The 13,677-nt window shown below is 66.6% G+C and carries 12 protein-coding genes; 7 read left to right on the top strand and 5 right to left on the bottom strand.

The window, feature by feature from the left end; translation table 11 throughout:
* Positions 1-8 precede the first annotated feature (8 nt).
* Entirely contained in the window at positions 9-914 is a 906-nt protein-coding gene (locus CVO77_RS03290) for a hydrogen peroxide-inducible genes activator (protein WP_105997877.1), read from the bottom strand.
* A gap of 130 nt (positions 915-1,044) precedes the next feature.
* Between CVO77_RS03290 and CVO77_RS03285 the strand changes: the two genes are divergently transcribed.
* Entirely contained in the window at positions 1,045-1,512 is a 468-nt protein-coding gene (locus CVO77_RS03285; protein ID WP_105997876.1) for an EF-hand domain-containing protein, read from the top strand.
* A gap of 40 nt (positions 1,513-1,552) precedes the next feature.
* On the opposite strand, the gene trmFO is transcribed toward CVO77_RS03285, so the two are convergent.
* Positions 1,553-2,887, bottom strand: a complete 1,335-nt coding sequence (gene trmFO / locus CVO77_RS03280; RefSeq protein WP_105997875.1) for a methylenetetrahydrofolate--tRNA-(uracil(54)-C(5))-methyltransferase (FADH(2)-oxidizing) TrmFO — start codon at positions 2,885-2,887, stop codon at positions 1,553-1,555.
* A gap of 75 nt (positions 2,888-2,962) precedes the next feature.
* Between trmFO and CVO77_RS03275 the strand changes: the two genes are divergently transcribed.
* The gene (locus CVO77_RS03275; RefSeq protein ID WP_106000604.1) at positions 2,963-3,634 is read left to right on the top strand and encodes a lysoplasmalogenase; all 672 of its coding nucleotides are present in this window, start codon (positions 2,963-2,965) and stop codon (positions 3,632-3,634) included.
* A 110-nt stretch (positions 3,635-3,744) separates the two neighbouring features.
* Here the strand turns inward: CVO77_RS03275 and CVO77_RS03270 are convergent, their stop codons facing one another.
* Positions 3,745-4,593 (bottom strand): TauD/TfdA dioxygenase family protein, encoded by an 849-nt coding sequence (locus CVO77_RS03270; RefSeq protein WP_105997874.1) that lies wholly within the window; start codon positions 4,591-4,593, stop codon positions 3,745-3,747.
* A gap of 61 nt (positions 4,594-4,654) precedes the next feature.
* Between CVO77_RS03270 and CVO77_RS03265 the strand changes: the two genes are divergently transcribed.
* Together CVO77_RS03265 and CVO77_RS03260 are read left to right on the top strand one after the other, a co-directional pair.
* Entirely contained in the window at positions 4,655-6,001 is a 1,347-nt protein-coding gene (locus tag CVO77_RS03265) for an SDR family oxidoreductase (protein ID WP_105997873.1), read from the top strand.
* Positions 6,001-6,474: a DUF2269 family protein gene (locus CVO77_RS03260; protein ID WP_192878860.1), complete on the top strand. Its 474-nt coding sequence runs from the start codon at positions 6,001-6,003 to the stop codon at positions 6,472-6,474. The genes CVO77_RS03265 and CVO77_RS03260 overlap by 1 nt, the downstream gene beginning before the upstream one ends.
* A gap of 20 nt (positions 6,475-6,494) precedes the next feature.
* Here CVO77_RS03260 and CVO77_RS03255 read toward each other — a convergent pair whose 3' ends face one another.
* Together CVO77_RS03255 and gyrA are read right to left on the bottom strand one after the other, a co-directional pair.
* Positions 6,495-6,803, bottom strand: a complete 309-nt coding sequence (locus CVO77_RS03255) for a DUF952 domain-containing protein (protein ID WP_105997871.1) — start codon at positions 6,801-6,803, stop codon at positions 6,495-6,497.
* Positions 6,800-9,526, bottom strand: coding sequence for a DNA gyrase subunit A (gene gyrA, locus CVO77_RS03250; protein WP_105997870.1), 2,727 nt, complete (start codon positions 9,524-9,526; stop codon positions 6,800-6,802). The genes CVO77_RS03255 and gyrA overlap by 4 nt, the downstream gene beginning before the upstream one ends.
* A gap of 384 nt (positions 9,527-9,910) precedes the next feature.
* On the opposite strand from gyrA, the gene CVO77_RS03245 reads away from it, so the two are divergent.
* The 3 genes from CVO77_RS03245 to CVO77_RS03235 all read left to right on the top strand — a co-directional run bounded on the left by CVO77_RS03245 (position 9,911) and on the right by CVO77_RS03235 (position 13,478).
* Positions 9,911-11,125, top strand: coding sequence for a hypothetical protein (locus tag CVO77_RS03245; RefSeq protein ID WP_106000603.1), 1,215 nt, complete (start codon positions 9,911-9,913; stop codon positions 11,123-11,125).
* A gap of 77 nt (positions 11,126-11,202) precedes the next feature.
* Positions 11,203-12,102 (top strand): hypothetical protein, encoded by a 900-nt coding sequence (locus CVO77_RS03240; protein WP_105997869.1) that lies wholly within the window; start codon positions 11,203-11,205, stop codon positions 12,100-12,102.
* A complete protein-coding gene (locus CVO77_RS03235; RefSeq protein ID WP_105997868.1) occupies positions 12,099-13,478 on the top strand; it encodes a sensor histidine kinase in 1,380 nt (459 codons plus the stop codon). Before CVO77_RS03240 ends, CVO77_RS03235 begins: the two co-directional genes overlap by 4 nt.
* Positions 13,479-13,677: the final 199 nt, after the last annotated feature.

Genomic DNA, 13,677 nt, shown 5'->3' with positions numbered 1-13,677 from the left:
GAAGGTCTTCACTCCCCCTGATGCTTGCGAAAAATGTCGGCGAGCATCCTGAACTCCTCGGCGCGCGGGCTGCCCTTGCGCCAGACCAGCGCGATCGTGCGCCAGTCGTGATCCGAAGCGAGCGGGCGCGTGTCGATGTCGGTATGGTCGAGAATGCCCGCCGTGATCGCCATCTGCGGCAACATGGTGATGCCTAGGCCATTGTCGACCATCTGGACGAGCGTGTGGAGCGAAGTGCCCATCATCCGCGCGCCGGCGCGCAGTTCGGGGCGGTTGCACGCGGCGAGCGCATGGTCCTTCAGGCAATGCCCGTCCTCGAGCATCAGCATCTGCGCCGGGTCGAGCTGATCGGCGCTGACCATCGCCGGAAGTTCCTCCGCCCGGTCGCCGGGAAAGGCGACGAACAGCGCGTCATCGAACAAGGTTTCGCTCTCGACGTCGCCGCACGCATAGGGAAGCGCGAGGAGGACGCAGTCAACGGCGCCGTGATGGAGCGATTCGCACGCCTGCGCGCTCGGCTCTTCGCGAAGGAAAAGCTTGAGCGCCGGGCGCTCCTTGCGCAGCCGCGGGAGCAGGCTGGGGAGCAGGAAGGGCGCAATCGTCGGGATGACGCTCATGCGCAGGTCGCCGACCAGCGGCGCGGCGGCGGCGGCGGCCATGTCGGCCAGTTCCTCCGCCTCTCGCAGCACGCGGTGTGCCTTGGCGACGATCTTGTCGCCGAGCATGGTGAAGCGGACGACGCGGCGGGTGCGTTCGACCAGCGTCTGGCCGAGCAGCGTTTCAAGCTCGCGAATCCCCGCCGACAGCGTCGACTGGGTGACGTTGCAGGCATCGGCGGCGCGGCCGAAATGGCCGTGCTCGTGGAGCGCGACGAGATATTGCATCTGTTTGAGCGAGGGCAGGTAATTTTGCATTGATCGGATATAGCAATGATCTGGGCCATTTTGAACAAGCATATCGATCAATATTTACGGCCAATATGGCGGCGTTAGCTGTTGGCCATCGGCGGGCCATGATAGCAAGTCGGTTCGGCGGGAGGGGCTGATGACGGTTTCCAGATTCTTGATCGGCGGCGTGGCGAGCGCGCTTTTGCTCACCGGCGGGCTCTTCATGTGGAAGGGCTATAGCCAGATCGCCGACGAGGCGGTGCTGCCCGAACCGCCGCCGCGCTTGCCGGCAATCCCACAAGCGGGCGCCCAGGCGCCGAAGCGTGGGGCGCCGCCGCCCGCGCTCCCCGCCGCGAAGGAAGCGTCGCGCGAGGAGCGGCGCTTCAACCGTTTCGACCGCGACCGTAACGACCGGATCAGCCGCGTCGAACTGATGTCGTCGCGCACCGCGGCGTTCCGCAAGCTCGACAAGGACGGCAATAATCTGCTGACCTTCGAGGAATGGGCGGTGACGACGGGCGAACGCTTCGCCGGGGCCGACGGCGACCGATCGGGCGACCTGACGCGCACCGAATTTGCGACGACGGCGCCGAAACGGGCCGCGAAGCCGAAGTGTCGTTGCTGATAGCCAATCATCGTCGCCCCCGCGCAGGCGGGGGCGACGGTCAAATCGCCGCTTTCATCCACCCAGCCAGCGCCGTCCCGGCGCGCTGGGTATAGCCCAGTTTGCGGTCCTTTTTCCGCACCTCCTCGGCGAGTGGGGGGAAGAGGCCGAAATTGACGTTCATCGGCTGATAGCTCGCCGCATCGGCGCCGCCGGTGATGTGCCCGAGCAGCGCGCCGAGCGCGGTTTCGGGGGGCGGCGGGGGCAGGGTGCGGCCGCCGAGTTCGGCGGCGGCGAAGCGCGCGGCGATCAGGCCGATCGCGGCGCTTTCGACATAGCCTTCGCAGCCGGTGATCTGCCCCGCGAAGCGGATATGCGGCGCCGATTTGAGGCGAAGCTGGCCGTCGAGCAGTTCGGGCGAGCGGATGAAACTGTTGCGGTGAAGCCCGCCCAGCCGCGCGAATTCGGCCTTTTCCAGACCGGGGATGGTGCGGAACAGCTCGACCTGCGCGCCATGCTTGAGCTTGGTCTGGAAGCCGACCATGTTCCACAAAGTGCCGAGCGCATTGTCCTGGCGGAGCTGGACGACGGCATAGGGCCAGCGGCCGGTGCGCGGATTGTCGAGCCCGACGCCTTTCATCGGGCCAAAGCGCAATGTTTCGACCCCGCGTTCGGCCATCACCTCGATCGGCATGCAGCCTTCGAAATAGGGGGTGTCGGTCTCCCAATCCTTGAAATCGGTCTTGTCGCCGTCGATCAGCCCCTGGACGAAGGCGTGATATTGGTCCTTGTCCATCGGGCAGTTGATATAATCCTTGCCGTCGCCGATCGGCCCGACCTTGTCCCAGCGGCTCGCCATCCAGGCGACGTCCATGTCGATGCTGTCGCGGTAGACGATCGGCGCGATCGCATCGAAGAAAGCGAGCGCGTCCTTGCCGGTCGCGGCGCCGATGCTGGTCGCGAGGCCGGGCGCGGTGAGCGGGCCGGTCGCGACGATGGTCAGGCCGTCGTCGGGAAGCGTATCGACGCGCTCGCGGACGATGGCGATGTTGGGATGCGCCGACAGCGCGCGGGTGACGCCGCCCGAGAAGAGGTCGCGGTCGACCGCGAGCGCCGAGCCCGCGGGAACTTTCGTCGCATCGGCCTCGCGCATGATGATCGAGCCGAGACTGCGCATTTCGCGGTGGAGCAGACCGACGGCGTTGCTGTCGCCGTCGTCGCTGCGAAAGCTGTTCGAGCAGACCATCTCGGCGAGCGTGTCGCCCTGATGCGCCGGAGTCATGTCGCCGCCCCCGCGCATTTCGGACAGGCGCACGCGATAGCCCGCCTCGGCGAGTTGCCATGCCGCTTCGGAGCCCGCGAGGCCGCCGCCGATGATGTGAATGTCGTGGGTCATTTACCCTATCCGTTGACTTGCACTGGGTGCGCCGCGCACTAGTCCGGTTACGGACAAGATGCAAAGGGGCGGATGATGAACGAAGAGCAAGGTTGGGATCGCGCGCGCTGGCTGTGGCTCGCGGCGCTGGTCGGCGGGATCAGCTTTTTCGTCGCGGTTCATCAGCGCTGGGACGGCGCCGCCGTCGACCTGTGGAAGACATCGGGCGTCGCGTTGCTGGCGATCTGGGCCGCGGTCAACGCGCGGAACGCCGACGGACGGTTGATCGCCGCCGCGCTCGGTTTCGGGGCGCTCGGCGACTGGATGCTCGATGCGATCGGACTGCTGCAGGGTGCGGCCGCCTTTGCGATCGGACACGTGATCGCCATCACGCTTTATCTGCGCAATCGCCGACCTGTGCTGACGGGGTCGCAGCGCCTGCTCGTCCTTGCCGTCGTGCCGCTGGCGCTGGCGATCGCCTGGGCGCTGACCCGGCACGGCGAAGCCGGTCAGATGGGCGCGGCGGTCGGCTATACCGCGCTCGTCGCCGCCATGGCGGCGAGTGCCTGGGCGAGCCGCTTTCCGCGCTATCGCACCGGGATCGGCGCGATGTTGTTCCTCGCCAGCGACCTGTTCATTTTTGCGGGCGAGGGCGGCGCGCTGAGCAGGGACGTCACTTTGTGGTTCGTCTGGCCGCTCTATTTCGCGGGGCAGGCGCTGATCGCGTGGGGGGTGGTCGGCACGCTCGCCAAGGGAGCGCGCGACTGATCGAGCGGTTTTCGGTCGATAATTGACGCTTTGTGCCTCATAACCTCGTCATTCCCGCTTTCGCGGGAATGACGAAAAAGGGGGCGTCCGCCTCCACCTCAAAGCGATCGTCAGGCCTGACCCTCCCACGCCGCGATCGTCGTGCGGTGGAGCAGGCGGTCGTGGCCGTCGTAGCCGCCGGTCGCGCGGTGGAGCAGCGAGCGGTTGTCCCACATCACGAGCATGTCGGGCTCCCACGCATGGCTGTAGCGAAATTCCTCGCGCCCCTGCCATTGCAGCAGCTCGACGATCAGCGGCACGGCTTCGGCATCGTCCATCCCGTCGAAGCCGATGATATAGCCCGCGCAGCCGAACAGGCCTTGGCGCCCGGTTTCGGGGTGCGCGCGGATGAAGGGGTGACGCTGGGTCGCCAGCGCTTCGTCACCCGAGCGGATGTCCATGCTGCGGCCCTGGTCTTTGGCGCCGTACATGCCCGAGGGCGCATAACCGCCGCGGGCGCTGTGGATCGCCTGCAATCCCTCGACGCGCGCGCGAAGATCGGCGGGCATCGCGTCGAGCGCGGTGTGCTGGTTGGCAAATTCGGTGTTGCCGCCGACGGGCGGGATGGTGATGCCGAACAGGCAGGTTCCCGCGGGCGGATGCGCCTGAAAACTCCAGTCGCTGTGCCAATTTTCGGCGAACAAAGGCGCGGTTTCGTCGGCGCGGCGCTTGACCGCGATGACATGCTCGCGGCCGGGGATGGGCTTGATGAAGGGATCGTCGCCGAAGCCGCCGAACGCAGCGGTGAAGCGTTCGAGATCGTCGTCGCTCATCCGTTGATCGGGGAAGGCGAGGACATGATGGTCGAGCCACGCGGCGCGGATGTCGGCGATGGTGGCGGCATCGAGCGGCCGGGTCAGGTCGATGCCGGTGACGCGGGCGCCGCACGCCTGACCGCTGGGGGTGATGTGGAGCGTCATGGCGCGATGGTGCGACGATCGGGGCGGGAGGTCAATCGGGGTGGCCCGCGAGTAAGCTACAATGGAAATCCATCAGCTGGTCTTCATTCGTTTTCGAGCCGGTGCTAGGAAAGCCGACGGGGGATTCATGCGAATATTATTGCTTGGCGCTGGCGGATTTATTGGCCGTCATATTATGTCCGATTTGCTCGCTGCCGGACATGATGTTGTGGGGGTGATCCGGCCGAGGCAGGATTTGATCGTCGCGTTTCCGGCGGCCAGGTTTGCCGCGCTCGACCTCGCCCATATGCTTCGTGCCGAAGATTGGTCGGGCCATCTCGACGGAGTAGACGCTGTCGTCAACGCGGCAGGGGTGCTGCGTGGGCGGGACATGAATATGATCCATGTCGACATGCCGCAGGCGCTTTATGAAGCCGCCGCGAGGGCTGAAGTAAAGCGGGCCGTGCTGATCTCGGCCATCAGTGCGCGCCCGGATGTCGCGACGGATTATTCGCTGTCCAAACTTTCGGGCGAGGCGGTGCTTCGCTCCTCCGGCGTTGAGTGGGTCATTCTTCGGCCATCGCTCGTCTATGGCGATGGGAGTTACGGGGGAACATCGTTGATCCGAGGTATGGCGGGCCTGCCGCTGGCTGTGCCGTTGCCCGATTCGGGGGATTTCACATTTTCCCCGATCCACGTCCGGGATTTGGCCCGCGCGGTGCGGATCGCGTGCGAGGGCGGCATAGCGTCGTGCAAAACGCTCGAGCCGGCCGGGCCGGATACGATGAGCCTGAAGGATATACTTGCCCGGTATCGGGCGTGGCTGGGCTTTGGTTCTTCCCGCTTCGTGCATGTACCGATGCCGCTGATGCGATTGCTGGGATGGATCGGCGACAGGGCCGGCGACGGCCCCATCTCGACCAACAGCCTGGTTCAGATGGTGGCGGGCAATGCCGGAGATGGCGATGCCTTTGTAAAGGCCATCGGCTTTACACCGCGGAGCCTCGACGATGCGCTGCGCGACAGCCCGGCGCAGGTGCAGGATCGCTGGCACGCAAGGCTGTTCTTTCTCGTTCCCGTACTCAAGGCCGCGCTCCTTCTCATGTGGCTGATTTCGGCCTGGATGGGGCTGAGACATGGAGCGGAGCAGGCGAAGGCCTTTGCCGATGGCATCGGATTGTCTTCGGCTTGGGCGGATCCTCTACGGATCGGCAGCAGCCTGTTGGATATCGCGATCGCCGCGCATCTGCTGCTCGCGCGTTCGGCCATGCGGACAGCGCGCGTGCAATTGGCCGTAGTGCTTGGCTATACTGTCGTTATCGGCCTTGCGTTGCCGCTACAATGGCTTGATCCGCTGGGTTCGCTGATCAAAAACCTGCCGATCATGGTGGCCATCGCCATTTACGGCGTGATCGGGGACAAGCGTTGATGGACCCCTATCTGCTTTGGAAATGGCTGCACATCGTCAGCAGCACCGTATTATTCGGCTTCGGCGCAGGCACCGCCTGGTATTTCTGGAATGCCCATCTCACCGGCGACCCCGCGCTGATTTCGCGCGTCGGCAGGATGGTGGTCAGAGCAGATTGGATATTCACGGGAACAAGCGGAATCCTGCAGCCCGTCAGCGGGGTCGTATTAGTCCATCTTGCAGGCTTTTCTCTGTTCGAATCGTGGCTGGTGGCGGCTTATGCGCTCTATGCGATCGCATTTCTCTGCTGGGTGCCGGTGGTATGGCTCCAGATCAAGACGCAGCGCCTCGCGCAAACCGCCGCCGAAAACGGCACACTGCTCGACCAGGACTATCACCGCGCCATGCGGCTCTGGTTCGCGCTGGGCTGGCCCGCATTTCTGGGGCTGATGGCAGTGTTCTGGTTGATGGTGGCGAAACCCGTCCTCTGGTAACGTCTCTATGCCGCCAGCCGTCAATCCCGCTTTCGCAGTCCCACCACCGCGTGCATCGGCAGCTCGGCGTAGAGGTGGGGGAAGAGCGCGCCTTCGCGGGCTTCCTCCCACCGCACCGCGTCGCCGAACTGGGCGAGGTCGATTTCGGCGATCATCAGGTCGCCTTGTCCGGCGAAATGCTTTGCCAGCGTGGCTTCGAGCTGCTCGGCGGTCGACAGGTGGATATAGCCGTCGGCGATATCGACCGGGGCGCCGCGGAATACGCGCTCGCGCTCGAAATCGGCCCATTGCTGGTGCGTCAGCACCTTGAAGGCCGTCGCGGCGGTCATTCCGAAGGAGCCTCCGTCGCCGGGGTTTCGGCCGTGCCGTCGCCGTCTTCACCCTCTTCCTCGTCGCTGTCCTCGATCAGCGCCGCCGAGACGACATGCTCATTATTGGCGACGTCGAACAGGCGCACGCCCGCCGAGCCGCGGCCGATGACGCGCAAGCTGTCGAGGCCCATGCGGATGAGCTTCGCCTGGTCGGTGACCAGCATCAACTGGTGCGCCTGCGTCGCGGGGAAGCTGGCGACCACCAACCCGTTGCGGGCGATATTGTCGATGTTGGTGATCCCCTGGCCGCCGCGGCCGGTGCGGCGATATTCATAGGCCGACGACAGCTTGCCATAGCCGTTGGCGCAGACGGTCAGGATGAATTGTTCGCGGCCCGCAAGCTCGGCAAAGCGGTCGGCGTCCATCGCTGGCGTGCCTTCCTTTTCAGCCTTCCACGGGGCGAAGCGCAGATAATCCTCGCGCTCGTCCTGGTCGCGCATCCCGCCGCGATGGACGATCGACAGCGAAATCACTTCGTCGCCGCTGGCGAGCCGCATGCCGCGGACGCCGGTTGAATTGCGGCTCTGGAATTCGCGGACATCGTCGCCCGCAAAGCGGATCGCCTTGCCCTGGCGCGTCGCGAGCAGCACATCGTCGTTTTCGCCGAGCAGGGCGACGCCGATCAGCCGGTCGTCCTCATCCTCGCCTTCGAACTTCATGGCGATCTTGCCGTTCGAGGGCACGTTGGTGAAGGCGTCCATGCTGTTACGACGCACATGGCCCTTGGCGGTTGCGAACATGACGTGCAGCTTGCCCCATTCGCCCTCGTCCTCGGGCAGCGGCAGCACGGTCGAGATGGTTTCGCCCTGCGCCAGCGGCAGCAGGTTGATCATCGGACGGCCGCGCGTCGCGGGCCCGCCCTCGGGCAGGCGCCACACCTTCATGCGGTAGACCTTGCCCATAGTCGAGAAGAAGAGCACCGGCGTGTGGGTCGAGGTGACGAAGAGTTCGGTGACGACATCCTCGTCCTTCGTCGCCATGCCGGCGCGGCCCTTGCCGCCGCGGCGCTGGGCGCGGAAGGTGTCGAGCGGGGTGCGCTTGATATAGCCGTCGAGGGTGACGGTGACGACCATCTCCTCGCGCTCGATCAGATCCTCGTCGTCGATGCCGTCGGCGGCGGGCGCGAGCTGCGTCCGGCGCGGTTTGGCAAATTCGTCGCGGACCGCGATCAACTCTTCGCACATGACGGCAACGAGTTTGTCGCGGTTGGCGAGGATACTCAAAAGCTCCTCAATCTCGTCCGCCAGTTCTTTGAGTTCCTTGCCGATTTCGTCACGGCCGAGCGCGGTCAGACGATGCAGACGCAGGTCGAGGATCGCCTTCACCTGGACTTCGGACAGGCGATAGGTGGCGCTGTCGTCGACCTCTCCCTCGATCGCTTCGACGAGGCGGATATAGGGCGCGATGTCGCCGATCGGCCATTCGCGCGCCAGCAACGCATCGCGGGCCAGCGCGGGGCTGGCCGAACCGCGGATGATGCGGACGACTTCGTCGAGGTTGCTGACCGCGACGACGAGGCCGAGCAAGATGTGGGCGCGATCGCGCGCCTTTCCAAGCTCGAACTTGCAGCGGCGGGTGATCACCTCCTCGCGGAAGGTGATGAACGCCTCGAGGATCGTCTTCAGCCCCATCATTTCGGGGCGGCCGCCGCGGATCGCCAGCATGTTGGCGGGGAAGGAGGATTGCGCCGGGGTGTGGCGCCAGAGCTGGTTGAGAACCACTTCGGCCGTCGCATCGCGCTTTAGCTCGATGACGACGCGGACGCCCTCGCGGTTCGATTCGTCACGGATGTCGGCGACGCCTTCGATCCGCTTGTCGCGCGCAGCTTCGGCGATTTTTTCGACGAGACCCGATTTGCCGACCTGGAACGGGATCGCGGTGAGGACGATCGACTGGCGGTCGCCGCGGCTTTCCTCGATGACATAGGTCGACCGCATCATGATCGAGCCGCGGCCCGTGGCGTAGGCGAGGCGCGCGCCGCCCTGGCCCAGCATCATCGCACCGGTCGGGAAATCGGGCCCAGGAATGATCGCCATCAACTCGTCGAGCGTGATGGCGGGATTGTCGATCGTCGCGAGCGTCGCGTTGATCACTTCGCCGAGGTTATGCGGCGGGATGTTCGTCGCCATTCCGACCGCGATCCCGCCCGCGCCGTTGACGAGCAGATTGGGATAGCGCGCGGGGAGGACGGTCGGTTCGGACTCCGAGCCGTCGTAATTGGGCTGGAAATCGACGGTGTCCTTGTCGAGGTCGCCGAGCAACGTGTTCGCGACCTTGGCGAGGCGCGATTCGGTGTAGCGCATCGCCGCCGGCGGATCGGGGTCCATCGAGCCGAAATTGCCCTGGCCGTCGACGAGCGGGACGCTCATCGACCAGTCCTGCGTCATGCGGGCGAGCGCGTCATAGATCGAACTGTCGCCGTGCGGGTGATATTTACCCATTACGTCGCCGACGATGCGCGCCGACTTGCGATACGGCCGGCCGGCGACATAGCCGCTCTCGAACGCCGAATAGAGGATGCGGCGATGGACGGGTTTCAGGCCGTCGCGCACGTCGGGCAGCGCGCGGCTGACGATCACGCTCATCGCGTAATCGAGGTAGCTGGTCTTCATTTCATCGACGATGTTGATCGGCGAAACGCCGTCGGTGGGCGGCGGCAATTGCGGATTTTCTTCGGTCAAAGCCCGGCCTTTTTTCTGCTTATCGGGAGATGGGTTTTGCCTAGCCGATGGCGGGTCTAAAGGCCAGCGATTCGGGGCGTTTCGGGCAGAATTTTTGACGGAAGACGTCGGGTTGAGCCCCCGGCTCTCCGGGCTTCGTCACCCTGAACTTGTTTCAGGGTCCATGGCCCACTCTCGAAACCCGCGCGGCGCAGAAGGAGGGGCCGGGCCATGGATGCTGAAACGAGTTCAGCATGACGAACACGCAAGGGATGGAGCAGGCTGAAAGCCGGTGACTTTGCGTGCCTTTGCATGGCGTCATGACGCGCGACAAGCCGCTTGCCAATCGCGCCTCCGCCCGTAAAGCTGGCCGATGATGACCAACTGCCTGCCTGGGGGGCGCCGGTGGCCCTGATCGCGCTTGTCGGCGCGAGCGAAAACTTGCCCGACGGGTCGCTGCGCGCGCTCGTGTCGGTGGCGGGCGAGACGTTGATCGAGCGGCAGGCGGCGCGGCTCGCCGATGTCGGTGTGATCCATATCGCGGTCGCGGTCGCGGCGGTGCCCGCCGAACTGCTGAGCGTTTGCGACCGCATCCGCCGCCGCGGGCTGAAAGTGACGCCGGTGCGCGCCGCCGCCGACCTGGTCGCGCTGGTCGAGAGCGACGACCGCATCCTCCTCGTCGCCGATGGCCTGCGCGCCGGGGGCACGCATTATGCGGCGATCGCCAAGCCCGGATCGCCCGCGATCCTCGTCACCGGCGATACCGTGCTGACGCAAGGGTTCGAGCGGATCGACGCGACGCGGCGCTGGGGCGGGCTGGCGTCGATCTCGCAGCCGATGGCGGCCGAACTGGCGGCGATGCCCGGCGAATGGGACATGATGCTGACCTTGCTCCGCATGGCGGTGCAGGCGGGCGCGCGGCGGCTCTATTGCGAACCGGCGCTGTTCGAACAGGGCGAGATTGCGATCGTCGCCGACCGCAGGGCCGCGGCGCTGATCGAACAATCGAGCCTGCAACAGGTCGAATATGGCGGCATGGGGCTCGGCCGTTCGGCGATCATGATGCCGCTGGTGCGGCTGGTCGGACCCTTGCTCGTCCGCTCTCCCAAGACTGCGCGCTATCTTCCTTATATCACGGCGCTTTTGTGGGTCTGTGTGGCGCTTCTCGCCGCTGATGGCCTGGCCGCGGCGGGGGCGATCGTCGCGGTGTTTGGCGGTTTGGGGCTCGCCGCGATGCGCTTCCTTTCCGCCTTTCGTGCCGAAAGCGCGGCGCAGGACCGGACGCGCCACGTCATCCGCAGCTTCGGCTGGCTGCTGCTGGCGCTTTTTCCGTGGCTGCTGTCGCTCGGCGGGCCCGACCATCTGATGCCGCGCTTCTCCGAGGCCGCGCTCGCGCCCTGCCTGGCGGCGACGATCCTGCTTGCGCGCTGGCTTTATGAGGATTCGGGCGAAAAGCGCCGCTTCCACTGGCTGCTTCCCGACGCCGATCAGGCATGGATGATGCTGGTTCCGGCCTTGCTGTTCGACTTCGCGACGTTGATGTTCGCGGTGCTGCCGCTGCTGGCGCTGTTCCAGATCATGATCTGGCTCCGCCTCGCGCGGCGGCCGGAGGCTCGGTAGCTTTCCGGAAAGCGCTCCGAAACAAAGCGCTTCAAGGTTTAACGCCTATTAACGACAGGCTGCTATCGCGGGCGTGCATGGCCGAATCCCTTTCCTCGCCCGGCATCGAACTGCCGTCGCCGACGCTGTCGGCGCGCCTGCGCGAACTTGCCGGTTTCCTGGCGGCGCCGATGGCCGGCCGGCTGACCGAGGAGCAGCGCGCGCTGTCGCTGGGCATCGCGCGGCGGCTGGTCGCCGATGCCGCGCGCGCGCCGGGGGACGAGATCGACGTCGCATTGCTGTGGCACGACTGGCTCGACGGCGGACTGCCGACCGCGGCGCGGCTGGCGGCGGCCTGCTATGCGCGCGCCGAGGAGCATCGCTGGCGCGAGCATTCGGCGATGCGGACGATGCCGCCCGCGGCGGCGCCCGAGGAAGCCGCGGACCCCGAGGCGGTGGCGGCCACGGGCGACGTGCCGCCGAAGGTCGACCGCGCCTATCTGGCGCTCCAGATCGCCGACCGGCGGCGCTTCGACGCGCGCGGCCAGCCGCGCATCGCGCTTGCCGATGCCGATCGCGACCTGCTTCGCGCGCTGCTCGGCGACATCGCGGCGTGGCGCGTGGCTCAACCGGGGAAGGAAGGCGTGTCGGCCTTCGGTCCCGACGATTTCGTCCAGCGCGCGCTCGACCATCATCCGGCCACGCAGGGGATAGACCGCGCCGCGCTGGCCTATCATGCGTCGCTGGGCACCGCGTCGGAAGTCGCGGCAGCGGCGACGGCGGCGATCGCGGGGCATGACTGGCCCGCGCTGATCGCGCTCGCCGCGTGCGAACATCGGCGGCGCTATGCCGACATGGCGCTCGCGCTGCTCGGCGCCGCGCCGGCGGCCTTGCCGGCCCTGCTCGCGCCGCTGCGCCTCGACCGCGCGGCCCTGGCGCCGCTCGAAGCGTCGCTCGCCGCGCTTCCGGCGCGCGCCGACGGAGAGGGCAGCCCATGAGCGAGCGCGTCATTCGCGGACGGATTGACCGCGCCGGGGCACTGGTCAGCGCCGACGCCCCGCTGCTGCGCCTTCAGAAGCGCGCCGGCGCCGGGATCGGCAAGCCGCTCGCGCTGCCGCACCTTGCGCGGCTTGTCGCGCTGGCGCAGCGGCTGCAACGCGACATTTCGCGCCCGCTCTATACCGCCGACGATCATAGCGATATTCATGCGCTGGTCCGTGTCCTGCCCGATGGCGACGGCGCGAGCCTCGAAATCAGCGACTGGCGCGCCGGGGCGATGCCTATGCCGCAGGCGGCGACCGCCGATCCGGCCCCGTCGCCGCGCGGCTGGACGTGGGAGTGCGACCAGCAATTGCGGATGGTGGCGCTACGCGGCAGCGACGATGCGCCGCCGGTTCCCGACGATTGGGAAGGGCGATCGCTGTCCGAATTGTTCGAACTTCAGCCCGACGAGCAGGGGCGCTTTCCCGTGCTGCGCGCGCTGGCGAGCCAATCGCGCTTCGAAGGGCAGCGCGTGCGCGCCGACGGCCCCGCGGGACGAATCGCGATGGTGCTGGCCGCCGGGCCGATCTTCGATGCGACCGGGCGTTTCACCGGCTTTCGCGGCGAGGTCGAAGTCGAGCGCGAGGTCGCGGCAAGCGCCAGCGGCGCGACCGCCGCGCTCGCCGACCCCGCCTTCGGCTCGCTGCCGCTGTCGGACCCGCAATTCGGACGCCGGATCGACGGCGCGCTGCGCGGGCCGCTCAGCCGCATCATCGCGACCGCCGAGACGATCCACGGCCAGTTCGACGGGCCGATCCGCGCCGATTATGCGCGCTATGCCGGCGATATCGCGCACGCCGGGCGCCATCTGCTCGGGCTGGTCGACGATCTCGCCGATTTGCAGAATATCGAGCGTCCCGGGTTCAAGGCGGCGGCCGACGAAATCGACCTTGGCGACCTCGCGCGCCGCGCGGTCGGCCTGCTTGGCATGAAGGCCGAGGAAAAGACCATTCGCATCGACGCGCCGAAGGTCGATGACAAGATGCCCGCGACCGGCGAGTTCCGCCGCGTCTTGCAGGTGCTGCTCAATCTGCTCGGCAACGCGATCCGCTATTCGCCCGAAGAGTCGCAAATCTGGATTCGCGTCGATCGCGAGGGCGACCGCGCGATGCTCACCGTCGCCGACCAGGGGCAGGGACTTTCGGGCGAGCAGCAGGCGGTGGTATTCGAGAAATTCGAACGGCTCGGCCGCACCGACAGCGGCGGATCGGGGCTGGGCCTCTATATCGCGCGGCGGCTGGCGCGGGCGATGGACGGCGACCTGACGGTCGAAAGCGCGCCGGGGCAGGGCGCGCGGTTTACGCTGAGCCTGCCGGCGCGGGACGAGGCGTAGCCGTTTCTTTACGGTGGGTGCGGATGTCGCCCTACCTTGGATCCCGTCATCCCGGGCTTGACCCGGAATCCGCCCATTCCTTCAAGACAGGCGGGCCCCGGGTCAAGCCCGGGGTGACGATGATGGACAGGTCGCCTTCCGGTTGAAAACAGCAAAGAAAAAGGGGCCGCGGAACGGCCCCTTTCTCGTTTTCGATGCG

Origin of the sequence: Sphingopyxis lindanitolerans, assembly GCF_002993885.1 — a bacterium.
Taxonomy (GTDB): domain Bacteria; phylum Pseudomonadota; class Alphaproteobacteria; order Sphingomonadales; family Sphingomonadaceae; genus Sphingopyxis; species Sphingopyxis lindanitolerans.
This window is presented reverse-complemented; position numbering and strand designations above follow the sequence as displayed.

Bases quoted from the DNA above. Each gene is read 5' to 3' on its own strand.
- CVO77_RS03290 (WP_105997877.1), bottom strand. From the start codon at position 914: ATGCAAAATTACCTGCCCTCGCTCAAACAGATGCAATATCTCGTCGCG.
- CVO77_RS03285 (WP_105997876.1), top strand. From the start codon at position 1,045: ATGACGGTTTCCAGATTCTTGATCGGCGGCGTGGCGAGCGCGCTTTTG.
- trmFO (WP_105997875.1), bottom strand. From the start codon at position 2,887: ATGACCCACGACATTCACATCATCGGCGGCGGCCTCGCGGGCTCCGAA.
- CVO77_RS03275 (WP_106000604.1), top strand. From the start codon at position 2,963: ATGAACGAAGAGCAAGGTTGGGATCGCGCGCGCTGGCTGTGGCTCGCG.
- CVO77_RS03270 (WP_105997874.1), bottom strand. From the start codon at position 4,593: ATGACGCTCCACATCACCCCCAGCGGTCAGGCGTGCGGCGCCCGCGTC.
- CVO77_RS03265 (WP_105997873.1), top strand. From the start codon at position 4,655: ATGGAAATCCATCAGCTGGTCTTCATTCGTTTTCGAGCCGGTGCTAGG.
- CVO77_RS03260 (WP_192878860.1), top strand. From the start codon at position 6,001: ATGGACCCCTATCTGCTTTGGAAATGGCTGCACATCGTCAGCAGCACC.
- CVO77_RS03255 (WP_105997871.1), bottom strand. From the start codon at position 6,803: ATGACCGCCGCGACGGCCTTCAAGGTGCTGACGCACCAGCAATGGGCC.
- CVO77_RS03240 (WP_105997869.1), top strand. From the start codon at position 11,203: ATGGCCGAATCCCTTTCCTCGCCCGGCATCGAACTGCCGTCGCCGACG.
- CVO77_RS03235 (WP_105997868.1), top strand. From the start codon at position 12,099: ATGAGCGAGCGCGTCATTCGCGGACGGATTGACCGCGCCGGGGCACTG.